Here is a 24,855-nt window from a genome sequence, read left to right on the forward strand (position 1 = left end):
TCAGCCCTTCGCCCGCGCGAACGGGTCGGGGAGGTCGAAGTCCTCGCCGAGCAGGTCCTGGTCGATGACCGCCGCGGCGACGGTGCCGCTGGCCGCGGCGGCGATCACGGCGGCCATCGGCACGGGTACGGTGGCCCTGCGCGCCATGTCGCCCGCCGCGTACACGCCCGGCACGCTGGTCCGGCCGAACTCGTCGACCTCGACGCAGCCGTCGGCGAAGGCCGCGCAGCCCAGCCGGGCGGGCAGGCCGGAGCGCTGGCGCGGCGCGTTGGCCACGAACACCGCCTGCCGCGCGAGCGGCGGCCCGCTCTCGAACACGATCTGATCGAGCCGGTCGCCCGTCGCCTCCAGCCTTGCGACGGCCTCGCAGCGCACGGTGACGCCGTTGGCCTCGAGCCTGCCGCGCAGCGCGGGGTCGAGCGGCCTACCGTCGGTGCAGAGCGCGACGTCGGCGGCGTAGCGGCTCAGCTGCAGCGCGAGCCGTACCCGTGGAAGGTCGGCGCCGAGCACGGCGACCTGCTTGCCGGTGCACTCGTAGCCGTGGCAGTAGGGGCAGTGGAAGGCGGTGCGGCCCCACAGCGCGCCGACCCCGCGCGGGCCCGGCAGGTCGTCGGCCAGCCCGGTGGCCAGCAGCAGCCGCCGCGCCCGCACGGTGCCGCCGCCCGACAGCCGGAGCCGCAGATCCGCCTCGACGTCGGTCACGCCCTCCTCCCGCACCTGGACGCTCGCGTAGGCCGACAGTTCCTGGCGGCCGAGCTCGCGCAGCCGGGCAGGAGGGGTGCCGTCCCTGGTCAGAAAGTTGTGCACGGCCTCGGCCTGGGCGTTGCGACCCTGGCCGGCGTCCAGCAGCAGCACCGAGCGGTGGGCCCTGCCCAGAGTCAGGGCGGCGGCCATGCCGGCGGGCCCGCCGCCGACGATGACGACATCGAAGGTGTTTGACATGCGCCAAAGTCTGCAAGTTAATGTCAACATGAAGTCAAGTGGTTCGATGCGCATCGGCGAGCTGGCCGAGCGGTTCGATCTGGCGCCGCACGTGCTGCGCCACTGGGAGGCCATGGGCCTGCTGACACCCGCCACCAGGGTGAACGGCAGGCGCCTCTACACCCACGACCACATCGTCAGGGTCATGACGATCATCCGGGCGAAGGCCGCGGGCATGAGCCTGGAGCAGGTGGGGGAGATCCTCAACGTCACGGGCCACGTCGAGCGCAGGGCGATCCTCGAGCGGCACCACGCGGAGCTGGAGCGACGGCTACGGGAGATCGCCGCGTCCAAGGCGCTGATCGAGCACATCATGCGGTGCACGGCCGAGGATTTCACCCGCTGCCCCGGCTACCTGCGCGTCGCCGAGAGCACGGCGGTCCTGCCGGACCTGACGGACCTCGTCGAGGACTCGTGCGTGGTCAGGCCGGATCCCCCCAGGTGACCAGCCCGTGCGGGCGGCCGCGGCCGCCCGCACGCCCGCGGGTGCGCGGGCTCACGACTCCGGTGCGGCGGGCCGCCGCCGCGTCCGCAGGACGGCTGTCACTGCCCGTCGAGATACTTCTTCAGCCCGTCGGCCAGTGAGGCGGCGATGCGCTGGCGGACGGCCGGATCCGACAGCTTGGCGGCGTCGCCGCTGTTGCGCATGTTGCCGCACTCGACGAAGACGGCAGGGCGGGTCGACAGGTTGAGCCCGCCCAGGTCGGTACGGGTGTCGAGGCCTTCCTTGCCGACGTAGGTGGCGAACGGCAGTCCCGTGCCCTTCGTGTAGGCGTCGCGGACGTCGAGCCCCAGCCGCTTGGACGGGTCGATGATCGCGTCGTTGTGCCCAGGCACCAGGCCGGGAAGGATCACGTGGAAGCCGTGCCCTCCCGAAGCGGCTCCGTCGGCGTGGATCGACACCACCGCGTCCGCCTCGGCCTTGTTCCCGATGGCCGCCCGCCTGTTGATGCACGGCCCGACGCCCGAGTCGTTCGGCCTGGTCAGCACCACCTCGACGCCCATCTTCCGCAGGATCGGGGCGAGCCTGCGCGCCACGTCCCATGTGAAGGCGTGCTCAGTGTAGCCGTCGGCGGTCTGGGTCCCCGTCGTGTTGCACGGCTTGGTCCCGGTGATGATGTCGACCGGCCGGTTGATCACCTCGGGGTGGGCGGCGTTGCCCCCGTTGTGTCCTGGGTCGATCACCACGATCTTGCTTGACAGCATCGGACGCGGCGAGGGCGACAGCGGTGGCGTCGCCGTGGCCGGCCGCTGCTGGGCCGAGGAGGACGCCCCGCCGCACGCGGTGGACAGCGCCACCAGCGCGGCGAGCATCACCGGGGCCGCTCTTCGGGCGCGCATGACTCGTACCGTATCGGCTTGACCTGCGGGTTCAGGTCTGAGGCGCTTCCCGATTGCGTAGATCCCGTGCCGTCACCCCGGCAGCGTCTCGCCGCCGATCGGGGCCAGGATCTCGCCGGTGTAGTACGAGGAGAGCCGCTCGGCGGCGAAGAACACATAGGAGGGCGCGATCTCGTCGGGGTGAGCCGCCCGCTGCATCGGCGCCTGCTTGCCGAACCCCTCCACGCGCTCCTCGGGCATCGTGGCGGGGATCAGCGGCGTCCAGACCGGACCGGGCGCGACCGCGTTGACCCTGATGCGGCGCTCGATGAGGTTCTGCGCCATCGACTGGGTGAAGGCGTTGATCGCCCCCTTGGTCGCGGCGTAGTCGATGAGCGTCTTGTTTCCCCGCAGGCCGTTGACGGAGGAGGTGTTGACGATCGCGCTGCCCTCGCGCAGGTGCGGCAGCGCCGCCTTGGTGACGCGGAAGTAGCTGTGGACGTTGGCCGCGAACGTGTGCTCCCACTGCTCGTCGGTCAGCTCCTCCAGCGACTGGACCGGCGACTGGTAGGCCACGTTGTTCACCACGACGTCCAGTCCGCCGAGCTCGGCCACCGCCTGCTCGACCACGGACACGCAGTGGTCGGCGTCGCTGAGGTCGCCGGGCAGCAGGACGCACCTCCGGCCCGCGGCCTCCACCAGCTTCCTGGTGTGGTTGGCGTCCTCGTGCTCGCTGAGGTAGGCGATCGCGACGTCGGCCCCCTCCTTGGCGAACGCGACGGCCACGGCCCTGCCGATTCCCGAGTCCCCTCCGGTGATCAGGGCCCGCTTGTCCCGCAGCAGATCGCGCCCCTCGTAGTCGCGCATCTCGTCGCGCGGCTCGGGCGACATCCGCTCGCTGCTCCCCGGGTACGGCTGGCTCTGCGCGGGCGGTGTGGCGTTGGATTCTTCTGGCATAACCTGCGCTTGCCCAGCGCGGTCACCCTCTAACGGCGGGCGGTACGGTGCCCGTGCAGGGGGCACCGTACCGCCGAGGGTCAGTAACCCCTGGTGAGCCTCGCGCCGGGCCCGACCTTGCGCGGGATCCCGATGTCGTCGATGAGGTTGCCGGAGGAGGCGACGGACATCGACTCGCCCCCGCCCTCACCCTTGGTGAACAGCATGCCCGTCTCGCGCCGGGTGCCGTGGCCGAGGATGGTGTTGCCGGTGACGGCGGCGTGCCCCTTGCCGTAGTTGACGCCGTCGAGCGCCAGGTAGACGAAGTCGACGTCGGGCGGGAGGGGACCCGAGACGGTGCGCTTGCGCTCCGGCGGCGCCATGCCCTGCTTCCACGCCTTCGTCAGCTCCGCCAGTCCGCTCGCCAGCCCGTTCGGCGGGGGCAGGAACTTGTGGATCCTGTTGGAGCTGATGGTGGTGTTGGACTCGCCCTGCAGGTCGCAGCGGATGCCGTAGTAGGTCTCGTTCGCCTTGTGCTCGGCGCCGAAGTCCTCGATGTAGTTGTTGTGGATCGAGGTGCCGAAGCAGCGGTGGGCGTCGATCGCGTGCTTGGGCGTCGCGTACAGGTGCAGGTCGCTGAAGGTCCAGCCGGCCGCGTTGTCGGTCTGGATGGCGTTCGCGCCGCTGAAACCGATCCACGAGCGGGTGAGCGTCCAGTCGGTGACCGAGTTGCCCGGGTCGACGACCCTGAGGCCCGACTCCGCGGCGCCGGCGATGTAGACGTCGCTGATGATGCTGTTGACCATCGTGTTGCGGAGCATCACGCCGTCCTTGGACGGGTTGCTGATGCGGATGCCGTCGGACGGCGCGCCGTACACGTCGATGTCGATGATCCGGGCGTTCCACGAGCGCAGCATCAGGCCCACGGTGCCGGTGTTGGTGTCGCGGTTGCCGTCGATGGTGAGCTTCTCCACGCGCAGCGTCTCGTCGCTGAGCTCGAAGTTCTTGACCCACCCTTCGGAGGCGAGCAGCGCCGGCAGGTTGGCGCCGTCGGCCTGCTTGATCACTGTGGCGGCCTTCGCGTCGCCGCGGTAGGTGCGCTTGCCCGGCAGGCTGATCGTCGCGTTGATCAGGCACTGCCCCTTGATGACGACCTCGTCGCCCTCCTTGGAGGAGTCGATCGCCGCCTGCAGCGTCTTGGCGTCGTCAAGGGTGTTGGCGCAGGTGGCGTCGACTCTGGCGGCGGACGCGGCGCCCACCGGCATGAGGATCGTGACGCCTGCGGCGGTCAGGCCCAGCGCGGCGGCGCCCACGGCCAGCCGGCTTCTTAAGTGCAGCACGGAATTGCCCCCTTTAAGGTCAAGCGACATGACCGGGGGCACGACAAAGCCGTGCGGAACGTCCCTGTCTCCCGCGTACACCCGTAGCGGTCATCCTGGCATGATCCGCCCCGGACGGTGATCGTTTCGGTGAACCCGCGGCCGGTCCCTAGGTCGGGTTTCGGTCAGGCCGGAGAGGCAAGGGTGAGCATCACACGGGAGGCACGAGGGTGAAGTAGCGGTCGAGGACCTCGCGCTCACCCTTCACCTCGAGCCGCTCGGGCGGGATCCGCTGCCAGAGGAACAGCATCAGGTCCGACGCGGTGCCGGTCAGCTCGACGTCGCCAGGCTCGCCGCCTTCGATGAGCAGGACGTCGTCGCCGTTGAAGGCGACCGTCCAGTCTCCCGCGCCGTCGATCTGCCGGAACCTGAACCGCTCGCCCGATCCGGGAGGGGCCTGCTTCACCGTGCGCCGGTAGGGCGCCATGACGGTGAGGCTCTGGACGACGGCGTCGGCCGCGAGGTCTGCCTCGACCGGCTGGGCCGTGCCGACCGCGCCCTCGGCGTCCCAGCGGTGGACGGCCGCCTCGATGGTCTGCATCCGTAGCCAGAACCCGGTGGTCCGGTCGCGCGACCACGTCCAGACGCGCTCGTCCTGGCCGGTTTTCCTGAACGCCGACTCCAGTGCGAAGGCGCCGCTGCCGAACCACTCGATCAGGCTCCGCGGCACCGGCCCTGGTGTCGGCTCCTGTCCTGGGCCCTGCCAGCCGCGCAGGTCAGGCGGAAGGTCGAGGAGCTCGGGATCCAGGGCCTGCGGGGGCTCCTGGAGCCGCTCGGTGATGATGTGGGCCACGAATCGGTGCACCCAGCCCAGGTGGCCGACCAGATCGGACACCGACCACTCGGGGCACGAGGGCACGATGGGCGCCGTCCCGGCCTCGGCCGCCTTGCGGGCCGCGGTTTCGAAGGCGAGGATCTCGCGACGGAAGTGCGGAAGATGGTCCATGACCTCACTGTGCCATCCGCCGGCGGGACCGCGGCGCGGCGGCGCGGCTCGCGCGCGGCGACGCGGCGAGTCGCGGGTGTCGGATCCGGCTAGACGAGACGGGTGACCTGGCCGGTGTCGAGGGAGTAGTAGGAGCCAACGATCTTGAGCTGCTTCCGGGCGATGCGAGGGGCCAGGAGCTTGTCGGCCTTCAGCTTCGCCACCGTGTCGACGGTGTTGATCCTGATCATCTTGTCCACGTCCCCGTGGGCGCGGTCGTAGGCGGGGCGCAGCGCCTCGACGATGCGCTGCAGGTCGCCGGGCAGCGTGGTGCCCTCGCGTAAGGCGTGCGCTGCGGCCGTCACCGCGCCGCAGCGTTGGTGTCCCATGACGACGATCAGGGGAGTGGCCAGTTCGACGGGCCCGTATTCGATGGCGCCGCTGACCAGCGGGTCGATCGTCTGGGCGGCGCTGCGGACGGTGAACACGTCGCCGATCCCGGCGTCGAAGACGATCTCCGGGGGGACGCGGGAGTCGATGCAGGACACGACCACGGCGTAGGGGTTCTGCTTCTCGGCGACCTCGTCGCGCCTGGCGCGATCCTGGTGCGGGTGGATCGCCGCGTCGGCGACCCAGCGCCTGTTGCCCTCCTTCAGGGTGGCCCATGCCTCGTCAGGGGTGGCGGGGCGGGCGGGCGGCGCGGAGAGCCTGGTGGCGCCGTGCGCGGAGCCCGCGCCCACCAGGAGGCCGCCGGCCAGCAGGCCGGCGCTGTGGAGGAGCGTGCGGCGATTAACGATCTTGGTCTTCATGACTGCGATTATGCCGATTTATTGACCTATCTCATGGTGACTTCCGACACAGGTAGTAAGTGATCAAGTACCGCGCAGGCGGGAGCGGTACTGGCGGGGCGAGAACCCGTACTCCTTGCGGAAGGTCCTGCTGAAGTGGAAGGGGCTGGCGAAGCCCGAGGCCGTGGCGACCTGCCCGACGTCCATGTCGGTCACCTCCAGGAGCCGGGCCGCGTGCCGTACCCGGGCCTCTCTCACGGCCTGCATGGGCGTCCTGCCGGCCTGCTCCGCGAACAGGTGGGCGAAGCGTGACGGCGACAGCGCCACTGATCCGGCCAGCGACGCGACGGTGTGCGGGGCGTCGGGCTCGGCCGCGATGAGCTCCTCGGCCCGGCGGATGCGCGGGTCGCGACCCTCGACCGGCCCTGCCGCCGCGGCGGTCGCCAGCAGGAGCACCTCCTCGACGGCGTTGAGGACCAGTTCGCGGGCCTGCGGCGCCACGGCCACGGCGGGCCTGAGCGGTCGACGGGCGACCTCCGGCGGCGCGCCGTGCCCCGGCCAGCGGGCGTCCGCGTTCGCCCGGCGGAAGGTATGGTCGAGACGCTCGTTCACCGCCTCGTGGACCGCGCGCACCAGGTGGCAGCGCGAGCCTCGCGCGTACGGGCTCAGCCACGTCAGCCATGAGGGCCGCGGCTGGAAGTGCACCCACCAGAACGCCCAATGGCTCGCCCCGGAGGCGACCCGGTAGTGGTGGCCGGTCATGGAGCCCAGCACGATCAGGTCGCCGGCGCCGACCGTGAAGGCCGCCTCGCCCTGCTCGACGTGTCCCGCCCCGGCCTGGGTCCACATCATCAGCCAGCTCGGCGCGCCCGCCTTCCGGCGTACGGCGTAGCCGGGCGTCTGGTCGAAGTGCCCGACGATCACCAGGTCGGCGGCAGGAACGGACATGTCCTCAGCCGTCGCAGGCATACCTTCCACCTGTTCGCTCTCCTAGCGTGGGAAACAGCCGAATGAGGGAGAGAACGTATCGTGAAGACCTTCGAGGAGCCGCAGGTCAAGGCCTTCCATGACGAGGGATTCGCCGTGGTGCGCGGCCTGTTCACCGCCGAGGAGGCCGCTGAGCTGCGTGAGGAGTTCATGGCTCTGCACGCGGCAGGGCCGATCCCCGGCCACTTCACCCCCCGGCCTCAGGGTCCTGGAGGCCCCTACGACATCCTGCGCGACTACCCCCGCGTCATGCATCCCCACCAGGTCAACGACCTGGCCCTGCGCTACCTGCTCGACTCCAGGATCGCCGCCATCGTCGGCCGCCTCCTCGGCGAGGAGCCGGTGGCAGCCCAGAGCATGTTCTACTTCAAGCCGCCAGGGGCGCGCGGCCAGGCGTTGCACCAGGACAACTTCTATCTGCGGGTCGAGCCGGGCACGTGCGTGGCCGCGTGGGTCGCGCTCGACACCATCGACAGGGCCAACGGCGGCCTCGAGGTGGTGCCCGGCACCCACCTCATGGACCTGTTCTGCCCGGAGGAGGCCGATCCTGGACTGTCCTTCACCAGGGAGTACGTCCCGCCGCCGCCAGGGCTGGCGCGGGTGCCGGTCGACATGGAGCCGGGCGACGTGCTGTTCTTCAACGGCAACCTCGTCCACGGCTCCGAGCCCAACACGACCGCCGACCGCTTCCGCCGCAGCTTCATCTGCCACTACGTCGGCGCCTCCACCGAACGGATCTCCTCCTACTACCCGACGCTCACCATCGCGGGGGAGCGCGTTTTTTTCGCGGAGGCGGCGGGCGGCGGGCCGTGCGGCACCGACGACCCCGCGGGGCCGCACTAGCGGCAGTGCGCCAGCTGGCGATCACATGATCGCCAGCTGGCCGCCGTCGATGACCAGTTCGGTGCCGTGGATGAAAGCCGCGTCGTCGGAGGCCAGGAAGGCGTATCCCGCCGCGACCTCCTCCGCGAGCCCGGCGCGGCCGAGCGGGATGTGGTCACGCTCGTACGAGGAGACGAAGTCGCCGGCGAGCTCGGCGGAGATCGCGGCGTTGAGCGGCGTCGCGATGTAGCCGGGGCACAGCGCGTTCACCCGGATGCGGTGCTTGCCGAGCTCGACGGCCATGGTCCTGGTGAGCAGCAGCACGCCGCCCTTGGAGGCGTTGTAGTGGGCGTAGTCGGCCTCGCCGCCGAGGCCGTTGGTGGAGGACATGTTGAGGATGACGCCGCCCTCGCCGCGCTCCACCAGATGGCGGGCCACGGCCTGGGCGACGAGGAACATGCCGCGCAGGTTCACCGCGATGATCCGGTCCCAGTGCTCGGGCGTGATCTCGAGGAACGGCTCACGCCATGCCGTGCCGGCGTTGTTGATCAGGACGTCGACGCCGCCCATCTTCGCGATCGCGCCGTCCACCAGCCGGGCGACGTCCGCCTCCACGCGGACGTCGCCCGCCAGGCCGCTCACCTCGCCCAGCGCCGACAGCTCGGCCACGGTGGCCTCGACCTCGGCGTGGTCGAGCCCGCCGAGCACGACCCTGGCTCCTTCCTCGAGGAATCTGCGGGCGGTGGCGGCACCGATGCCGCTGCTGCCGCCGCTGACCAGCACTCGCTTGCCGGCGAGTCCGCGCATGGTTCTCCTGCTCTCAGCGCACCGCGCCGCGGGCCGCGACGCGTAGCTCGGTGATGACCTGTCCATCTTCGACGCAGTGGGCGATGTCGAAGAGGTTGACGACGGAGCAGGCGTGGCTCGGGATGAGCATCGCCCGCGTCCCCACGGGCAGCTCGCCGTGGTGGCCAGGCTCCAGCTGGGCGACGGCGTGCTCCTCGTTCAGGAACTCCATGTGCGCGTACGGCACGCCCGCGACCCTGATCCAGTCGGGCGAGCCGCTCCCGTCGGAGGTGAGGCACTTGGTCCCCGCGTCGAAGACCACGCGCTCGGGGGTGGGCCGGGCGATGACGGTGGCCAGCACGCGGGCGGCGGTGGTGGCCTCGGTCGCCACGCCCAGGCGCATCATCGAGGCGTCGTTGAAGATGTAGGTGCCGGGCCTGATCTCGGTCACTCCCGCCACTCCGGCGACGTGCCTGGCGGTGGGCGTGGAGCCGACGCTGATCTCGCGCAGCTCGATGCCGTCGCGGGCGCACATCTCGGCGGTGGACACCAGGTCCGTACCCTCGCGGCGGGCGGTCGCGGCCAGCTCGCCGGGGGTGCGGGAGTGGTAGGCGTGGCCGGCCAGCGTGAGCAGCCCCACGACCTCGATGCCGGGGATCGCGGCGATCTCGGCGACCAGGTCGGCGGTGGGCCGGCCCGGCGGGCGGCCCAGGCGGTGCTGGCCGGTGTCGACCTCCACCAGCACCTCGACGGGCGGCCCGCCCAGTCGGCCGAGCGCCGCGGCGACGTCGGGGGAGTCGAGGCTGACCCGCACTCTGGCGCGCTCGCGCAGTGCGGCCAGGCGACGCAGCTTCGGCTCTCCCCAGAGGGGAAAGGCCAGCAGGATGTCGTCGATCCCGGCGTCGGCCATGATCTCCGCCTCGCCCAGCTTGGCGCACGTGATGCCGCTCGCTCCTGCCTCGAGCTGCATCCTGGCCAGCTCGGGCATCTTGTGCGTCTTGATGTGGGGTCGCAGCCTGACGCCGTTGCGCGCCGCCACCTTGGCCATCTCCGTCACGTTGGTTCTGACCACGTCGAGGTCGATGACGAGCGCGGGAGTGTCGATCTCGGGGTACATCGCAGTCCGCCCCTCTCGAAGTTCCGACGAAAGTAGCATCAATTCCGCATAGCGCACCAGCATTCCGTATCACAGAATTGCCTAGTGGCTGCGGAAGCCTCTTGACAGCCGCACCGCATGCTGGTGTTCTTGCGCTGATTCGGAACAGCATTCTGTATTGCGGAATTAGGAGCACGCAATGAGACTCGGCACCGTGCGTGTCGGCGAAGCCCGATTCGCCGCGACGGAGCGTGAGGGACTCTGGTACGCGTTGGACGTTCCCCCGGGCACCCCGCTGAACGCGGTCCTGGCGGAGGGGCAGGAGGAGGTGGACCGCCTGGCGGTCTCGGCCGCCAGGCCGCTCGCCGGAGCGACACCCGTGGCACCCCTGCGCCCGGGAAAGATCGTGGCGATCGGCCTCAACTACCTCGACCACATCCGTGAGGCCGGGATGGACAAGCCCGAGCGCCCGCTGATGTTCGCCAAGTTCCCCTCCAGCGTGATCGGCCCCGGTGAGCCCATCGTCATCGACGCCGACCTGACCGAGCGGGTGGACTGGGAGGTCGAACTGGCGGCGGTCATCGGGACCCCGCTGCGCCACGCGAGCCCCTCGCAGGCGCTGGCGGGCGTGGCCGGATACACCGTGGCCAACGACGTCTCGGCCCGCGACCTGCAGTTCGCCGACGGCCAGTGGACGCGCGGCAAGAGCCTGGACACCTTCTGTCCCCTCGGCCCCGCCATCGTGACCCCTGACGAGCTCGGCGACCCGCAGGCACTGCGGCTGTGGACGGCCGTCAACGGCGAGACCGTGCAGGACTCGAGCACGGCCGAGATGCTGTTCGGCGTCGCCGAACTGCTGGCCTACTGCTCGCGCGCCTTCACCCTCGAACCCGGTGACCTCGTCCTGACCGGCACCCCGTGGGGCTGCGGCGAGTTCATGGATCCGCGCAGGTCCCTGCGTCCGGGCGACACCGTCGAGGTGGGCGTCGAAGGCATCGGCACGTTGAGCAACCCCGTGGCAGGAGGCCCGCGTTGAAGGCATTGGTGTTCACCGGTCCCGGCGTCGTCGAGATCCGCGACGTGGCCGAGCCGGAGGTCGGTGACGGCGACGTCCTGGTCCACGTGGTCACCTCGGGCATCTGCGGGAGCGAGCTGCACGGGGTCAAGACGCCCGGCTTCCGGGTGCCGCCGCTGGTGATGGGGCACGAGTTCGCCGGCCGTACGGACGACGGGACGCAGGTGATCGTCAACCCGATCCTGTCGTGCGGCACGTGCGACGTGTGCGCGATGGGGTTGCGGAACGTGTGCAGGGAGCGGCGGATCGTCGGCGTGCACCGGCCGGGCGGATTCGCCGAGCGCGTGGCCGTACCCTCCGCGGCCGTCACCGCGCTGCCCACGGAGCTGGACTGGACGGCGGCGGGCATCGTGGAACCGGCCGCGAACGCGGTGCACGCCTGGTCGCTGGCCGGAGCTCCGGCGGGCGCCCGCGTGGGCATCATCGGCGCGGGGGCGATCGGCCTGGCCTGCCTGCAGGTCGCCCTCTCGGGCGGGGCCACCAGGATCGAGGTGGCCGACCGTTCGGAGAGCCGCCGCGTGATCGCGGGCCGCCTCGGCGCGGACGCGGCCGTGGCGGAGCTGACCGGCGAGTACGACGTGATCTTCGACGCGGTGGGCGCCGCGGTCACCCACGAGCGGTCTCTGACGCTGCTACGGCCCGGCGGGGTCGCGGTGTGGCTCGGACTGGCAGCCGCCGACGCGGGCTTCGACGCCGCGGGGCTCGTGCGTGGCGAGAAGCGGGTGCTCGGCTCGTTCGCCTACACCGACGCGGACTTCGCCGCCGCCGCCGAGCTGGTCGGCGGCTGGGACCTCAGCTGGGTCGACACCTTCCCGCTGATCGAGGGAGCGGTGGTCTTCACCACGCTGATGAACGGTCACACCGTTCCCGTCAAGGCCCTGCTCACCCCCTGAACCGAGGCAGCCGTGGACATCTCCCTCTCCCAGTACCGACCGATCTCCCAGCTCACCGTGCCGGTCAACCTCGTCGACCGGGCCCGCGTGCCTGCCGTGGACGCCCACATCCACCTCGGCCGCTGGCTCACCGACGACGGCGACTGGATGGTCCGGGACGTGCCCGCGCTGCTGGCGACGATGGACGCGCTCAACCTGCGCGGCATGGTCAACCTCGACGGCCGCTGGGGCAGGGAGCTCGCCGCGAATCTGGAACGTTACGACGCCGCCCATCCGGGCAGGTTCGCCACGTTCTGCCACGTCGACTGGTCGCGGACCGCCGAGCCCGGCTCCGGCTTCGGCGAACGGCTGGCCGAGCAGCTGCGCGCCTCGGTCGCCGAGGGCGCGGCCGGGCTCAAGGTATGGAAGGACGTCGGACTGCGGCGCCGCGACCACCGCGGCGAGCTGGTCATGCTCGACGACGAACGGCTCGCGCCGCTGTGGGCGGCGGCGGGGGAGCTGGGCGTCCCGATCGCCCTGCACACCGCCGACCCCGTCGCCTTCTTCCAGCCGATCGACGAGCGGAACGAGCGGCTCGAGCAGCTCGCGGCACGCCCCGACTGGGCGTTCTCAGGGCCCGAGTTCCCCCGCTTCGAGCGGCTGATGGAGGCCATGGAGTCGATGGTCGCCGCCCATCCCGCGACGGCGGTGATCGGCGTTCACGCGGGATGCTGGCCGGAGAACCTCGGCTGGGTCGGCGGCATGCTGGAGCGGTATCCCAACTTCCACATCGACGTCGCCGCCCGCATCGCCGAGCTGGGGCGTGCCCCGCGCGCGACGCGCGAGCTGGTGCTGCGCCACCCCGACCGGGTCCTGTTCGGGACGGATGAGATCCCACCCGATCCCGATGTCCACCGCATCCACTTCCGATTCATGGAGACCGCCGACGAGGCCTTCGCCCACTCCACGGAGGACCCGCCGTTGATGGGCCGCTGGAGCATCAGCGGGCTCGACCTGCCCGACGACGTGCTCGGGCAGGTCTACGCAGGCAACGCCCTCAGACTCGTGCCGAGGCTGGCGTGAACGGGTGGCCCCGCGCGCGGCAGGGCCACCGCGCGTCCTCACTTACACGGCTTGTACGGCTTGTCGAACAACGAGTAGTCGGTCGCCTTCTTGATGGAGTTGAACTTGAGCTGGTTCGCCTTGGTGCAGAAGCTGCCGGGCGAGGTCTTGTACTCCACCTGGAAGACCGGCTTGCCCGCACGGACGAAGGCAGACAGGTCGGCGCACTCCTTGAACTGGAAGCACTCCTCGTTGACCGCGTAGTCGAAGACCGACACCAGGTCGTCGATCTGGCTGAGGTCGTTCTTCAACGCGACGGACAGGCCCTTCCTGTGGGCCAGGTCCGCCAGGGCCCTGTTGTAGATCAGCTGGGTCTCCGGGCTGATGTCCCAGCCGGTGACCTCCTTGCCCTCCTCGTGGGCGTGCACGACGTCGAACTCGACCCCGTCGAACCCGGCCTGGACGCACTTGTCGACGCGGGGCTCCATCATCTTCAGCAGGAAGTCGCGCTGGCCCTTGTCGTTGTTGATGTTGGCCCAGCGCTCGTTCGGGAACTCCTCGCTGAACGGGTTGCCGAGCAGGGAGTTGCCGTGGCTCTTGTGCCAGTCGACGAACTGCTGGTAGTCGGGCCTGAACTCCTCGATCGACCCGGCGTCGATGTAGCAGACGGCCTTGGCGCCCTTGGCGTGGATGGCGTTGACGCCGGCCGTGTTGAGCGTGGTGTTGTTGCCCGCGATCTCGGCGTCGACGTACAGGTCGATGTCGAAGACGGTCGGGCGCACGCAGGCGCCGCCGGTCTGCGGGACCTCGCAGATGTTGACGTTGATGCCGCCGGTCGAGGCGAAGGCCTTGTTGCCCTGGAGCTGGTACTGCCAGCGGCTCTGTACCGGCGGGCGCCAGATCGCCGCGCTCGCCGAGGTCGCGGAGCCCTTGGCGGAGCTCGGGGCGGCTGCCGTCGCCGCCTCGGCGGACGCCGTGAGGCCGAGCGCGGCGACCGGCAGTAAGGCCGTGACCGCGGTCACCCGTGTGTAGAGAGATCGGAGACTGATCAACGCACTCACCTTCTATTCCATATAGCGGAATGATATTCCGCCATTAAGGAAATCGGCCAAGATCGGAGGTTGTCAACCTTCGTCTTGATGTCGAGAATTCCGCAAAACGGATGAACAGCGCCAGTCCTCCCCGCCAGCCAGATCTTTCCGCATTGCGGAACCCTAGTCTGTATCGCGGATGGATGGCTATACTCACCGCACGCAGTGGGCCCTCTCGCCCGCCGTGCTCTGTGGAGGGAACCCCATGGCACGCATCGTCTTCATCGGCGCCGGCAGCGTCGAGTTCACCAAGAACGTCCTCTCCGACATCCTGACATTTCCGGAGCTCGGGGAATCCACCCTGGTCCTGCACGATATCGACCCTGAGCGGCTGGCCACGGCCGAGGCCATGGCCAACTGGATGGTCACGGAGCTCGGGCTGGGTGCCAAGGTCGAGGCGCACCTCGACCGCCGAGCCGCCGTGGACGGCGCCGACTACGTGATCAACGAGATCGCCGTAGGCGGACACGCCGCCACCCGTGTCGACTTCGAGATCCCCCGTCGCTACGGCCTGCGCCAGACCATAGCCGACACTCTCGGCATCGGCGGCATCTTCCGGGCGCTCCGCACGATTCCGGTGATGGTAGGACTGGGCAACGACCTGGCCGAGCTGGCGCCGGGCGCGCTGCTGCTCAACTACACCAACCCGATGGCGATGATCCCCCGCGCGGTCTACCAGGGAACGCCGTTCAAGAACGTCGTCGGCCTCTGCCACTCCGTCCGCGACACGCAGGCCAGGCTGGCCTCGCTGGTGGGCATGCCGGAGGAGGAGGTCTCGTTCGTCACCGCCGGCGCCAACCACCAGGCGTTTGTGCTGAAGTTCGAGCACAAGGGCCAGAACCTGTACCCGGCCCTCGACGAGGTCATCGCCGGCGACCCCGAGCTGCGCAGGACGGTCAGGGTGGAGATGTACCGCCGCTTCGGCTACTTCCCCACCGAGTCGAGCGAGCACGGCTCGGAGTACCTGCCCTGGTTCCTGCACCACGACGACCAGGTCGAGCAGTTCCGCATCCCGGTCGAGATCTACCTGCGCTGGTCGGAGGAGAACCTCGACACCTACGAGGAGACCAGGCGCAGTCTGGCCGCGGGGGAGGGCGTCGAGATCGCGCCCGCCATGGAGCTGGCCTCCGAGGTCATCCACTCGATCGAGACCGGTACGACGAGGGTCGTCCACGGCAACGTGCGCAACGACGGCCTGATCGCCAACCTGCCCGACGACGCGTGCGTCGAGGTGCCGTGCCTGGTGGACAGGTCGGGGATGCGCCCGACCAGGATCGGCGAGCTGCCGCCCCAGCTGGCCGCGCTGAACAGGACGTTCCTGAACGTGGGCGAGCTGGCCGTGAGGGCGGCGCTCGAAGGACGCCGCGACCACGTCTACCATGCCGCCATGCTTGATCCCAACGCTTCGGCGACGCTCACGCTCCAGCAGATCCACGATCTCGTGGACGAGATGATCGCGGCCCACGGCGACCTGCTTCCCGAGGGCGTCCGATGAGGCGCGCGCTGGCCGCCGCCGCGGTCGTCGCCCTGGTCGCCACCGGCTGCGGCGGTGGCGCGACGCGGGACGAGCAGACGGCGGGCGGGCCTGTCGAGATCACCATCTGGCACGGCCAGGAGGACGCCTCCGCCAAGTCGATCGAGAAGCTGGTCGAGCAGTTCAACCAGAGCCACCCGGACATCAGGGTCAACACCGAGTCCGGCGGAGCCACGGCGGACGGCATGCTGCCCAAGATCACCGCGGCGCTCACCTCTGACGCCTACCCGGACATCGCCTACCTCTACGGCTCGTGGGCGCCCAACATCGCCAGGAACCCGAAGACCGCCGACCTCACGGAGTTCGTGAAGGACCCGGCCGTCCGCTGGGACGACTTCTGGGCCAACGAGCGCGAGGCCGTCACCATCCAGGGCAAGGTCATCGGCTTCCCCGCGGTCGTCGACAACATGGTCGTCCTCTACAACAAGAAGGTGCTGGCCAAGGCGGGTGTCCAGCCGCCCGCGGCGGACTGGACCTGGGACGACTTCAGGACCATGGCCAAGCAGGCCACCAACGCCAAGGACGGCGTCTTCGGCACCACCTGGCCGATCAGCGGCGGGGAGGAGGCGGTCTGGGGCCTGTGGCCGATGGTCTGGCAGGCCGGCGGCGACATCCTCGCGCCCGACAACAAGAAGGCCGTCTTCAATTCCGCGGCGGGCCAGCAGGCCCTCGGCAGGCTGCGCTCCATGGCCGTCGACGACAAGTCCGTCTACCTCGACTCCAGCCCCGCGGAGAAGGGGCAGAAGCTGTTCGAGTCGGGCAGGCTCGGCCTGTTCCTCTCCGGGCCGTGGGTGCTGCCCGACCTGCAGGCGGCGAAGGTCGACTACGGCGTCTCGCCGCTGCCCGGCACCAACGGCAACCACGAGACGATCTCGGGTCCCGACAACTGGGTGGTCTTCGACCACGACGAGCGCAGGGTGAAGGCCTCGGCCACCTTCCTGGCCTGGCTGACGGCCGCCCAGCAGCAACTGGTGTGGATGAGCGACACGGGCTCGCTGCCGATCAGGGAGTCGATCACCAAGCTGCCCGGCTACCAGGACTACCTGGACAAGTACCCCGGCATCGACGTGATCTCGGCCAACCTCGCCAACGCCAAGCGGGTCAGGCCGGCCACCACCAGGTATCCGCGGGTGTCCGCCTTCGTGGCCGAGGCCATCGCGCAGACCCTGCTGGGCAAGAGCGACGCCAAGACGGCGCTCGACGAGGCGGCCACCAAGTCGGACGCGGCGCTGGCCGTACCAGGCTCATGAGCACCACCGCGCTCAGCGCCTCCGCCGCCCCGCGCAGGCGTCCCAAGGACCGCAGGAAGCTCGGCGACAACATCGCCGGCTGGTCCTTCGCCGGGCCGGCGACGCTGGTCATCCTGGGGTTCTCGCTGGTGCCCATGGCGTGGGCGCTGGCGCTGTCGTTCACCGACTCCGACCTGATGACGGCCGGGCGCAACGTCGGGCTCGACAACTACCGGGCGCTGCTCGAGGACCCGGTGTTCTTCCAGGCGCTCAGGAACACCGGGCTGCTGTTGGTGCTCTACATCCCCACGTCACTGATCGCCGGCCTGCTGGTCGCGGTGCTGCTGAACAGGAAGGTGCGAGGGATCGGGTTCTACCGGACCTGCTTCCTGGTGCCCTACATCGTCTCGGCCACCGCGACGGGCCTGCTCATGGGCTTCATCTTCGACCGCGACTTCGGCCTGGCCAACGGGCTGCTCGCCAAGCTGGGGCTGCCCATCCAGGGACTGCTCAGCAGCCCCTCGCAGGCCATGCTCGTCCTCACGCTGATCTTCTTCTGGACGCGGTTCGGGTTCTCCGTGGTGATCTACCTGGCCGCCATCCAGGAGATCAGCAAGGAGGTGATGGAGGCCGCCTCGATCGACGGCGCGGGACGGTGGAGCACGTTCAGGCACATCATCGTCCCGTCGGTCCGCCCGATGACGGTCTTCCTCGCGGTCTGGGGCGTGATCGACGCGCTCCAGTTCTTCGACCTGGTCATGACCACGACCAAGGGCGGGCCCGCCAACGCCACCGTGACCATCGTCTACTACGTCTGGCAGCTCGCCTTCACCTACTCCACCGCCGGGTACGGCGCGGCCGTGGCGTACGTGCTGTTCGCCGGCACCCTGCTGCTGATCGTCGCGGGCCTGCTGGTCGCGCGGCGGAGGGGGGTCACGACATGAGACGCCTCCACCTGCCCAGCAAGTGGCACCTGGTGCTGGTGCCGATGTCGGCCGTGGTCCTGCTGCCGTTCGTCTGGCTGGTGCTCAGCTCGGTGATGACGCAGGCCGAGCTCAACCGGTTCCCGCCCGCGGTCTGGCCCGATGGCATCGACCTGGGCGGCTACCGCACGGTCATCGAGCGCTCGAACTTCCTGCGCTGGTTCCTCAACAGCGTCATCGTGTCGGGGGCGATCGTGCTGGCCCAGCTGGTGCTGTGCAGCATGGCCGGCTACGCGTTCGCCAGGATCAGGTTCGTCGGTTCCAAGCTGGTCCTGGTCCTGGTCATCGCCACCGCGCTGATCCCGTTCCAGCTCACGGTGATCCCGACCTTCCTGATCTTCAACAAGGTGGGGCTCACCGACACGCTGGGCGCGCTGATCGTGCCGCAGCTCAGCTCCGCGGTGGGCATCTACCTGATGACCTCCTTCTTCCAGTCGTTCCCCAAGGAGCTGGAGGAGGCCGCGCGCATCGACGGCTGCTCGCGCGTCGCGGTGTTCTACCGGGTGGTGCTGCCGGTGGCCAGGCCCGCTCTGGCGGCGCTGGCCGTCATCACGTTCATCACGGCGTGGAACGATCTGTTCTGGCCGCTGGTGGCGATCAACTCCGAGGACAACTACACGGTCCAGGTGGGGCTGACGACCTTCCAGGGCCAGCACAGGGCGGACTGGCCGGCGATCATGGCGGGCACGGTGCTGACGACGCTGCCGGTGCTCGCGGTGTTCCTCTTCGGCCAGCGCCGCTTCGTCCAGGCGCTGACGGGAGCGGTCAAGGGCTGACGTCCCGCGCAGGTCGCCCGGCTGGGAGCTCAGCGCTCCCCGCCGGGCGGTCAGATCTTCTCCGCCACCGCCCGCTTGAGAACGTTGCCCACCTCTTCCATCCTGGCGGGCGACATGCGGTCCTTGATCGCGGTCACACTCACCGCGGCCACGGGCGTGGCGCCCCCCATGAAGACGGGGGCGGCCACGCACCGCACACCATGCTCGTTCTCCTCCAGGTCGAGCGCGTATCCGCGCTGCCGCACCTGGTCGAGGTGGGTGGCCAGCTTCGCCGGATTGGTGATCGTGTTACGGGTTCTTGTCGACAGCGGGCCGTACCTGTCGGCCCACGCCTTGATCGCCTCGTCGGTCGGATACGTCCAGGCCAGCAGCGCCTTGCCGACGCCCGTGCAGTGGGCCGCGTTGCGCCCGCCCACGACCGAGGTCATCGTGATCGACCGCACCGCCTCGACCTTGTCCAGATAGACGACCTCGCCGCCGTCGAGCATGGCCATGTGCACGGTCTCGGTGAACTCCTCGCTCAGCCTCAGCAGCAGCGGCCGCACGAGCGTGCGCAGGTCCATCGTCTCGTAGAACCTGAACGCCGTCGCCAGCATCTCGGTGCCGAGGAAGTAGGGGCCGCTGGGCTCAGGCTGGGCGGCGAACCCGCGGTGCTTGAGCGCGCCGAGCAGGCGGTGCAGCGAGCTCTTGGGGAGGCCGAGCCTGGTGGCGAGCTCGTCGAGAGTAACGCCCCTGCTGTGTTTTCCGATCTCCTGCAGGATGAGCAGGGCGCGATCGACGCTGCCGACGGGGGACTGTGCCTCAGCCACTGCATTCTCCTCAAGTTCCGCTTTGTGGAATGCTAGCGCGTAATGCGGAACTTGGCGCGTTCCCGACGGCCCGGACTCAGGTCACGGCGACGATCCTGGCCTCCTCCAGCACGCCGCGTTCGATGGTCAGCACACCGATCGTCCCGTACGGCTGGCGGCGTCGGTCCGTGGGCGACCCGGGATTGAAGATGCGCAGCCCATCACCCGACTCGTCCAGGGGGATGTGCGAATGCCCGAACACCACGAGGTCTGCCTCGGGGAACAGCCGGCGCATCCGCCCGAGCCTGCCCTTGGCGGGGCCGCTGTCGTGGATCATGCCCACCCTGAGCCCGTCGAGGGTCAGCTCCAGGACCTCGGGCGCCACCACGCCGGGGCCGTCGTTGTTGCCCTTGACCACGTGCACGGGCGCGAAGACGGCCAGATCGTCCAGCACGGAGGGCACGCACACGTCCCCCGCGTGCAGGATCACGTCCGCGCCGCGCAGATGGGCCGCAACCAGGGGCGGGCACGACTTCCAGCGGCGCGGCGCGTGCGTGTCGGACAGCACCACCACGTTCACGAGAGGACCCCTACCCGTCAGCCTCCGAAGTAGGTGACAGCGTTCTTGGTGGCGACCGACGTCCACGGCACGATGAGGACGCCGCCGCCGCGCTCGAACACCTTGGCGTTGTCGCCCTCGGTGCCGAACTCCTGGGGCAGCGTCGCCACGGGTGTCGCCTTGCCGGAGGCGGCGTCGAGCCGTACCAGCCGGGGAGCCAGGTCGCGCCGGTCGCCCACCTCCAGCGCTAGCAGCCCCTTGTCGTCGGCGCGGACGAAGGTGAGCTTGGTGGCGTTGGTGCCCGACGACTCCCACAATCGCCTGCCCGTCTTGAGGTCGAAGGCCAGCGCCGTGTTGCGCGAGCGCAGCTCGTTCGGCACGTTCTCGGGGAACGTCGCCAGATACAACCGGTCCTGGTGGACGGCGTAGCGGTACTCCTCCGCCATGCCGTCGAACATCGCCACCTTGTTCATGGTCAGCATGTCGACGTGGCCGGCTCTGACCTCGACCTTGCGGCCCTGACCGTCGAACGCGACGAACGTGTCCTCGCCCCCGCGCTCCACGTGGACGATGACGGGGTCGGCCGACAGCACCGAAGGGCCGAGACCGAGCTCGTCCATCGGATACCGCTTGACCGGTTTGCCGCTGTGCGGATCGAGCAGCTCGACCCGGTTCGAGGTGCCGCCGAACGCGCAGTCGTAGATCACCACCACGTGGGCGGCGGCCGCGTGGGCGTCCTCGAGATGGCAGCCTTCGGGCGGCGCGACGGTCCACTGCCTGCCGCCGTCGGACAGGCGGTAGCCGTAGACCGTCTCGTCCACCGACACCACCACCATGTCGCCGGCGGCCATCACCTGCGGCGCGGCGAGCGTGTTGGACAGGCTGGACTTCTCCGCGGGGATGTCGATCTTCCAGGTGAGCCGACCCTTCGCCGCGTCCACCCCTGCCAGGTGGTCGCACACGCCGGCGGAGCCGTACGCGACCGCGCCCTTGCCCGAGGCCAGCTCGGCGGTGGCCCCGCAGAGCTGCTCCCCTGGGGACGGCACCCCCCAGGCCCGCTTGCCGTCGTCGAGGTCGTAGGCGAGCAGGCCGTCCTTCTGGGCCCGGATGATCACGGTGTCGGTCAGCCAGGCGGCGAAGGCCAGGCCGGTGGTGAAGTCGGTGCTGCCGGCGTTGGTCAGCGGCACCGCCCACTGGCCGAGCGCCTTGGCTTCGCCGCTCGGGGTGTCCTCCTGCGCGGTCTGCGCGGACCCCGGCTGCCCTGTGGTGGCGACGAACCACGCGGTGCCCGTTCCCACGGCCAGCAGCACCACGAGGCCGAGCACCACGAACAGCGCGGTGCGAGCCCTGCCCTGCCGGGGCTGCGGATGGTGGGGGTACGGCGGGCCGGACGGGTGGTGGGGGTACGGCAGCTGGGGGCTCGACGGGGCGGTCTGCCCCGCGGGCCCCGCGGGAGGTCCGTAGGAAGGCCCGGTCGCCGATCCGGCGGGCGACCCGTAGGCGGGCCCGGCGGGTGGCCCGTAGGCAGGTCCGGTCGCCGGTCCGGCGGGTGGCCCGTAGGGAGGTGGCGCCTGGTTCGGCGGGCCGGAGGCGGGCCCGCCGTGGGTGGCGGGTCCGTAGGCGGGTGGGCCCTGCGTGGACTGGTTCGGCGGGCTGTGAGAGGGCCGTCCGTCGTTCAGCGGACCGTAGGGGGGTGGTCCGCTGTTCGGCGGACCGTATGGGGGTTGTCCGCCGTACGAGGGACCGTGTGGGGGTTGTCCGCTGTGCGAGGGACCGTGTGGGGGTTGTCCGCTGTGCGAGGGGCTGTAGGGAGGTTGTCCGCCGTTCGGGGGACTGTATTGAGGTTGTCCGCCGTTCGGGGGTGGGACGTCGGCGGGCCGTCCGCCATGCTGGTGGCCGTGGTGCTGATCGGTCATCCGCGTTCCCCCGTCATGCCAGTTGCCGGCGGACGAAGGCCGCCCACTCACGCTCGAACTCCGCCTTGCGCACGCCGAGCGCCTCGAACAGCGCCGCCTCGCCGTCGCCGCCCTTCGCCTTGTACGCCGCTGCCACGCCCTCGGCCACCTTGCGCTCGCCGTACTTCTCCGCGATGAAGCGCATGGCGAGGTTGCCCATGAAGTAGTGGGCGTTGATCAGGTTCTTGTCATCCCAGAACACGTTGTCAGGCAGCCGGCCGTCGAACGGCCTGCCCAGCCGTCCCGCGAGGTAGGCCCGGCCCTCCTGGTAGCGGCGCACCTGGGCGACGCGCTGGTGCCGCGTGGCGACGTAGTCGGCGAAGCCCTCGACGATCCAGTTGGGCTTGCCGAACAGCGAGAACTCGGCGCTGTCGAGGCTGGCCACCAGCGAGTGGGCGATCTCGTGCTGGCTGACCTCCTTGATGCCGGCCGTGTCGGCGAAGAAGGACGAGGCGGTGTCGAGCACGATGCGGCTGCCGCCGATCCTGATGTCGCCGCCGGCGCCCCAGCTGGGCATCGGGATCGACACGCCCGCCTCGTGCGCCTTCTCCTTGCGGAACAGGTTGCCCAGCTGGGACTGGCCCTTGGCCAGCGCGACCACGAACCCGATCGGCACCGCCGCGTCCGGTGGCCCATGGCGTCGCCAGAAGTCCAGGTCGGTGGACGTGGCCTGGGCGAGGGCAGGGGCGATGCGCCTGGCGAGCGCGGCCTCCTCGGGCCTGGCGAGCACGATGCTGGAGCCCGCCTTCACCACGGCCACGTCGGGCCAGATGTCCCAAGGGCCCGGGTAGTACACGGTCTTGGAGCCCTCGCCGCCCCTGATCGACGGCGGCGCGCCACCCACCTTGGTGACGACGAGGGGCGCGTCGGCCGAGGCCTTCTCGATCGTCCAGCGGTACCACTCCGAAACCGGCTTCAGGTCGATGCCGGTGAACCGGTGCACGAACGCGACATCCTGGGTGAACGTCACCCCGCGCCCGAAGTTGTCCTCGGTGCGGCCGTTACGGAACAACGTCTCGTAGGACATCTGGCTCAGTGGCATCTTGCGCAGGTTGGCGAAGAGCCTGGCCTGGTCGCGGACGAGGGTGGTGTTCTCCTGGTCGAAGATCGAGGTGAACGCCTTGGCGTCGCCCGAGGTCAGCGCGGCGCCGTGCGCCTTGAGCAGCGCGGTGATCTCCTCGTCGGTGACCACGACGGTGTTGGCGTCCTGCTCCTTGCCGCTCGGAGCCGAGCTGGCCTGGCTCTTGCCTGCCGCTCCCGTCGGTGCCGGGTCGGGCGGCGCCGTGGAGCCCCGGTCCCGCAGGACCAGCCCGACCCCCGCCCCTGCGGCGATGACCAGGACGAGGGACAGCGCGCTCAGCACCACCCACAGCCCGGTCCTGCGCCTGGGCGGCGGTGGCGGTGGCGGTGGAGGCGCAGGGTACGGGTGCCCGGGCGGCCATGGGGCCGGGTGCGGCGGGCCCTGCTGCCACGGCGGCTGTTGCTGCGTCGGATGCTGCTGGGGAAAACCGGGCCCCGTCATCACAATTGCCCCGTAAGAGCTGGTTGGTCATGAAAGGCGACAAGCGTACCAACGGTTACAGGGTCGCTTCTGCGGGGGTCAGAGGATGACGCCCTCCTTCATCACCAGCGTGCGCGGCGGGTGCACGACGACCGCCTCCGCCGCCCCGCTCGCGGGAACCACGACCAGGTCCGCCCTGTCGCCCGGCGCCAGGCCGTAACCGGACAGGCCGAGCGCGCGGGCCCCGCCGTACGTCGCCGCCTCCAGCGCGAGCTCGATGTCCTCGTCACGCCTGAACGTGCTCCGGTAGGCCAGATGCATCGCGCGCTCCAGCATGTCGCCCGTGCCGTACGGTCCCCACAGGTCGCGGATTCCGTCGTGGCCGCACGCGACCGTGACCCCGGCCGCGCGGAGCACCTTCACGGCGGGGACGGGGAAGCTGTAGACGGCCGCCGTCGCGATCGCCACGCCCGCCGCCGCCAGCTTCTCGGCCAGGCGGCCCTGCTGGGCCTCGTCGGCCTGGCCCATGGCGTAGGCGTGGCTGACCGTGACCCGGCCGCCCAGCCCTGTCACCGCGGTGCGCTCGGCGATCAGCTCGAGCTCCCACATGCCCAGCGACCCGCCGTCGTGCAGGTGGATGTCGATGTGCGCGCCGTACGCCGCGGCGAGCTCGAAGACGGCGTCGAGATGACGGACGGGATCGCGGTCGATGCCGGCCGGGTCGAGCCCGCCGATGGCCTCGACACCGCCCTTGAGCGCCTCCTCGAGCAGGCCGGCGGTGCCGGGGTTGGTCAGCAGACCGTGCTGGGGGAAGGCGACCTGCGTCACGCTGAGGCGGCCGTTCAGCGCGTCGGCCGCCTGCCGTACCGCCTCGACGCCGCGCAGCCCGACCTCGGGGTCGACGTCGGTGTGGGTGCGCACGTGCGTGGTGCCGAACCCGCTCATCCGCTCCAGCAGCGCGATGATCCGCTCGACGCTCGGCACGCCCAGCTCCGCTCTGCGGCCCAGGTCGTTGGACATGCGCCCGGCCAGCGTGTCGTCGGCCGAGTGCGGGACCCACGGACCCCCGTAGAGGGTCTTGTCGAGGTGGCAGTGCGCCTCGACGAGACCGGGCAGCACCACCTCACCGGAGACGTCGACCACGCGCGCGGACGGCGCGTCCACACCCGCGCCGACGTCGGCGATGACGCCGTCGCGGACCAGCACGTCGGCCGGTCCTTCGAGACCCCATGGACGGCCGCCGCGCAGGAGGATTTCAGTCATGCCAGCACCCTAGTTTCCCTGTTCGCCGAAATCCCGCCCTTTGCGGGAGCCCGCCCCGGTACCGGCCTCAGCGCAACACCGGGGGCGGCTGCCAGGCGGCTGCTGACGGCGAGGTGGCCGGAGCGGCCCATCGCCTCCGCCTTCACC

24 protein-coding genes are annotated in these 24,855 nt (G+C 70.2%); 9 read left to right on the forward strand and 15 right to left on the reverse strand.

Going from position 1 to position 24,855, the window contains the following annotated elements:
* Positions 1-942 carry an NAD(P)/FAD-dependent oxidoreductase gene (locus tag AC3EO4_RS12350; RefSeq protein WP_379568126.1) on the reverse strand — a complete coding sequence of 314 codons (942 nt, stop codon included), beginning with the start codon at positions 940-942 and terminating at the stop codon, positions 1-3.
* A gap of 28 nt (positions 943-970) precedes the next feature.
* On the opposite strand from AC3EO4_RS12350, the gene AC3EO4_RS12355 reads away from it, so the two are divergent.
* Positions 971-1,426, forward strand: a complete 456-nt coding sequence (locus tag AC3EO4_RS12355; RefSeq protein ID WP_379568124.1) for a helix-turn-helix domain-containing protein — start codon at positions 971-973, stop codon at positions 1,424-1,426.
* Between the two features lie 98 nt (positions 1,427-1,524).
* On the opposite strand, the gene AC3EO4_RS12360 is transcribed toward AC3EO4_RS12355, so the two are convergent.
* From AC3EO4_RS12360 to AC3EO4_RS12385, 6 genes are all read right to left on the reverse strand, one after another.
* Positions 1,525-2,322, reverse strand: coding sequence for an N-acetylmuramoyl-L-alanine amidase (locus AC3EO4_RS12360; RefSeq protein WP_379568122.1), 798 nt, complete (start codon positions 2,320-2,322; stop codon positions 1,525-1,527).
* A 72-nt stretch (positions 2,323-2,394) separates the two neighbouring features.
* Positions 2,395-3,258 (reverse strand): SDR family oxidoreductase, encoded by an 864-nt coding sequence (locus AC3EO4_RS12365; protein ID WP_379568120.1) that lies wholly within the window; start codon positions 3,256-3,258, stop codon positions 2,395-2,397.
* A gap of 80 nt (positions 3,259-3,338) precedes the next feature.
* A complete protein-coding gene (locus AC3EO4_RS12370; protein WP_431895453.1) occupies positions 3,339-4,577 on the reverse strand; it encodes a right-handed parallel beta-helix repeat-containing protein in 1,239 nt (412 codons plus the stop codon).
* Between the two features lie 190 nt (positions 4,578-4,767).
* On the reverse strand, positions 4,768-5,562 hold the full coding sequence (locus AC3EO4_RS12375; protein ID WP_431895455.1) for a maleylpyruvate isomerase family mycothiol-dependent enzyme: 795 nt from the start codon (positions 5,560-5,562) through the stop codon (positions 4,768-4,770).
* Positions 5,563-5,651: 89 nt separating this feature from the next.
* A complete protein-coding gene (locus tag AC3EO4_RS12380; protein WP_431895457.1) occupies positions 5,652-6,350 on the reverse strand; it encodes a carbonic anhydrase in 699 nt (232 codons plus the stop codon).
* 63 nt (positions 6,351-6,413) lie between these two features.
* Entirely contained in the window at positions 6,414-7,298 is an 885-nt protein-coding gene (locus AC3EO4_RS12385; protein ID WP_431895458.1) for a helix-turn-helix domain-containing protein, read from the reverse strand.
* Positions 7,299-7,358: 60 nt separating this feature from the next.
* On the opposite strand from AC3EO4_RS12385, the gene AC3EO4_RS12390 reads away from it, so the two are divergent.
* On the forward strand, positions 7,359-8,159 hold the full coding sequence (locus tag AC3EO4_RS12390; RefSeq protein ID WP_431895460.1) for a phytanoyl-CoA dioxygenase family protein: 801 nt from the start codon (positions 7,359-7,361) through the stop codon (positions 8,157-8,159).
* 21 nt (positions 8,160-8,180) lie between these two features.
* Here AC3EO4_RS12390 and AC3EO4_RS12395 read toward each other — a convergent pair whose 3' ends face one another.
* Positions 8,181-8,945: an SDR family NAD(P)-dependent oxidoreductase gene (locus AC3EO4_RS12395; RefSeq protein ID WP_431895461.1), complete on the reverse strand. Its 765-nt coding sequence runs from the start codon at positions 8,943-8,945 to the stop codon at positions 8,181-8,183.
* Positions 8,946-8,958: 13 nt separating this feature from the next.
* On the reverse strand, positions 8,959-10,041 hold the full coding sequence (locus AC3EO4_RS12400; RefSeq protein WP_379568106.1) for an alanine racemase: 1,083 nt from the start codon (positions 10,039-10,041) through the stop codon (positions 8,959-8,961).
* A 178-nt stretch (positions 10,042-10,219) separates the two neighbouring features.
* Between AC3EO4_RS12400 and AC3EO4_RS12405 the strand changes: the two genes are divergently transcribed.
* Genes AC3EO4_RS12405 through AC3EO4_RS12415 form a run of 3 tightly spaced genes read left to right on the forward strand, consistent with a single transcriptional unit; the run spans position 10,220 to position 13,050 of the window.
* Positions 10,220-11,056, forward strand: coding sequence for a fumarylacetoacetate hydrolase family protein (locus AC3EO4_RS12405; protein ID WP_379568104.1), 837 nt, complete (start codon positions 10,220-10,222; stop codon positions 11,054-11,056).
* On the forward strand, positions 11,053-11,988 hold the full coding sequence (locus AC3EO4_RS12410; RefSeq protein ID WP_379568102.1) for a zinc-binding dehydrogenase: 936 nt from the start codon (positions 11,053-11,055) through the stop codon (positions 11,986-11,988). The genes AC3EO4_RS12405 and AC3EO4_RS12410 overlap by 4 nt, the downstream gene beginning before the upstream one ends.
* 12 nt (positions 11,989-12,000) lie before the next feature.
* Entirely contained in the window at positions 12,001-13,050 is a 1,050-nt protein-coding gene (locus AC3EO4_RS12415) for an amidohydrolase family protein (protein WP_431895464.1), read from the forward strand.
* 38 nt (positions 13,051-13,088) lie between these two features.
* Here the strand turns inward: AC3EO4_RS12415 and AC3EO4_RS12420 are convergent, their stop codons facing one another.
* Positions 13,089-14,081 (reverse strand): endo alpha-1,4 polygalactosaminidase, encoded by a 993-nt coding sequence (locus tag AC3EO4_RS12420; protein ID WP_431895466.1) that lies wholly within the window; start codon positions 14,079-14,081, stop codon positions 13,089-13,091.
* Positions 14,082-14,325: 244 nt separating this feature from the next.
* Between AC3EO4_RS12420 and melA the strand changes: the two genes are divergently transcribed.
* The 4 genes from melA to AC3EO4_RS12440 are packed head-to-tail and all read left to right on the forward strand — an operon-like array spanning position 14,326 to position 18,642.
* Positions 14,326-15,615 carry an alpha-glucosidase/alpha-galactosidase gene (gene melA / locus AC3EO4_RS12425; RefSeq protein WP_379568096.1) on the forward strand — a complete coding sequence of 430 codons (1,290 nt, stop codon included), beginning with the start codon at positions 14,326-14,328 and terminating at the stop codon, positions 15,613-15,615.
* On the forward strand, positions 15,612-16,904 hold the full coding sequence (locus tag AC3EO4_RS12430; RefSeq protein WP_431895467.1) for an ABC transporter substrate-binding protein: 1,293 nt from the start codon (positions 15,612-15,614) through the stop codon (positions 16,902-16,904). The genes melA and AC3EO4_RS12430 overlap by 4 nt, the downstream gene beginning before the upstream one ends.
* A complete protein-coding gene (locus AC3EO4_RS12435) occupies positions 16,901-17,827 on the forward strand; it encodes a carbohydrate ABC transporter permease (RefSeq protein WP_431895468.1) in 927 nt (308 codons plus the stop codon). Before AC3EO4_RS12430 ends, AC3EO4_RS12435 begins: the two co-directional genes overlap by 4 nt.
* A complete protein-coding gene (locus AC3EO4_RS12440; RefSeq protein WP_379568090.1) occupies positions 17,824-18,642 on the forward strand; it encodes a carbohydrate ABC transporter permease in 819 nt (272 codons plus the stop codon). The genes AC3EO4_RS12435 and AC3EO4_RS12440 overlap by 4 nt, the downstream gene beginning before the upstream one ends.
* 50 nt (positions 18,643-18,692) lie before the next feature.
* Here AC3EO4_RS12440 and AC3EO4_RS12445 read toward each other — a convergent pair whose 3' ends face one another.
* The 5 genes from AC3EO4_RS12445 to AC3EO4_RS12465 form a co-directional block, all read right to left on the reverse strand.
* The gene (locus AC3EO4_RS12445; protein ID WP_379568088.1) at positions 18,693-19,451 is read right to left on the reverse strand and encodes an IclR family transcriptional regulator; all 759 of its coding nucleotides are present in this window, start codon (positions 19,449-19,451) and stop codon (positions 18,693-18,695) included.
* A 76-nt stretch (positions 19,452-19,527) separates the two neighbouring features.
* On the reverse strand, positions 19,528-20,010 hold the full coding sequence (locus tag AC3EO4_RS12450) for a metallophosphoesterase family protein (protein ID WP_431895469.1): 483 nt from the start codon (positions 20,008-20,010) through the stop codon (positions 19,528-19,530).
* Positions 20,011-20,027: 17 nt separating this feature from the next.
* Positions 20,028-21,317 carry an outer membrane protein assembly factor BamB family protein gene (locus AC3EO4_RS12455; protein WP_431895470.1) on the reverse strand — a complete coding sequence of 430 codons (1,290 nt, stop codon included), beginning with the start codon at positions 21,315-21,317 and terminating at the stop codon, positions 20,028-20,030.
* Between the two features lie 601 nt (positions 21,318-21,918).
* Positions 21,919-23,310 carry a hypothetical protein gene (locus AC3EO4_RS12460; protein ID WP_431895471.1) on the reverse strand — a complete coding sequence of 464 codons (1,392 nt, stop codon included), beginning with the start codon at positions 23,308-23,310 and terminating at the stop codon, positions 21,919-21,921.
* Positions 23,311-23,544: 234 nt separating this feature from the next.
* Positions 23,545-24,708 (reverse strand): amidohydrolase, encoded by a 1,164-nt coding sequence (locus AC3EO4_RS12465; protein WP_379568080.1) that lies wholly within the window; start codon positions 24,706-24,708, stop codon positions 23,545-23,547.
* Positions 24,709-24,855 lie beyond the last annotated feature (147 nt).

The organism is Nonomuraea sp. bgisy101 (assembly GCF_057708945.1).

What these genes read in the sequence shown, in the direction of transcription:
- AC3EO4_RS12385 (WP_431895458.1), bottom strand. Translation starts at nt 7,298, where the DNA reads ATGCCTGCGACGGCTGAGGACATGTCCGTTCCTGCCGCCGACCTGGTG.
- AC3EO4_RS12395 (WP_431895461.1), bottom strand. Translation starts at nt 8,945, where the DNA reads ATGCGCGGACTCGCCGGCAAGCGAGTGCTGGTCAGCGGCGGCAGCAGC.
- AC3EO4_RS12375 (WP_431895455.1), bottom strand. Translation starts at nt 5,562, where the DNA reads ATGGACCATCTTCCGCACTTCCGTCGCGAGATCCTCGCCTTCGAAACC.
- AC3EO4_RS12360 (WP_379568122.1), bottom strand. Translation starts at nt 2,322, where the DNA reads ATGCGCGCCCGAAGAGCGGCCCCGGTGATGCTCGCCGCGCTGGTGGCG.
- AC3EO4_RS12465 (WP_379568080.1), bottom strand. Translation starts at nt 24,708, where the DNA reads ATGACTGAAATCCTCCTGCGCGGCGGCCGTCCATGGGGTCTCGAAGGA.
- AC3EO4_RS12440 (WP_379568090.1), top strand. Translation starts at nt 17,824, where the DNA reads ATGAGACGCCTCCACCTGCCCAGCAAGTGGCACCTGGTGCTGGTGCCG.
- AC3EO4_RS12405 (WP_379568104.1), top strand. Translation starts at nt 10,220, where the DNA reads ATGAGACTCGGCACCGTGCGTGTCGGCGAAGCCCGATTCGCCGCGACG.
- melA (WP_379568096.1), top strand. Translation starts at nt 14,326, where the DNA reads ATGGCACGCATCGTCTTCATCGGCGCCGGCAGCGTCGAGTTCACCAAG.
- AC3EO4_RS12400 (WP_379568106.1), bottom strand. Translation starts at nt 10,041, where the DNA reads ATGTACCCCGAGATCGACACTCCCGCGCTCGTCATCGACCTCGACGTG.
- AC3EO4_RS12380 (WP_431895457.1), bottom strand. Translation starts at nt 6,350, where the DNA reads ATGAAGACCAAGATCGTTAATCGCCGCACGCTCCTCCACAGCGCCGGC.
- AC3EO4_RS12365 (WP_379568120.1), bottom strand. Translation starts at nt 3,258, where the DNA reads ATGCCAGAAGAATCCAACGCCACACCGCCCGCGCAGAGCCAGCCGTAC.
- AC3EO4_RS12350 (WP_379568126.1), bottom strand. Translation starts at nt 942, where the DNA reads ATGTCAAACACCTTCGATGTCGTCATCGTCGGCGGCGGGCCCGCCGGC.
- AC3EO4_RS12355 (WP_379568124.1), top strand. Translation starts at nt 971, where the DNA reads ATGAAGTCAAGTGGTTCGATGCGCATCGGCGAGCTGGCCGAGCGGTTC.
- AC3EO4_RS12435 (WP_431895468.1), top strand. Translation starts at nt 16,901, where the DNA reads ATGAGCACCACCGCGCTCAGCGCCTCCGCCGCCCCGCGCAGGCGTCCC.
- AC3EO4_RS12430 (WP_431895467.1), top strand. Translation starts at nt 15,612, where the DNA reads ATGAGGCGCGCGCTGGCCGCCGCCGCGGTCGTCGCCCTGGTCGCCACC.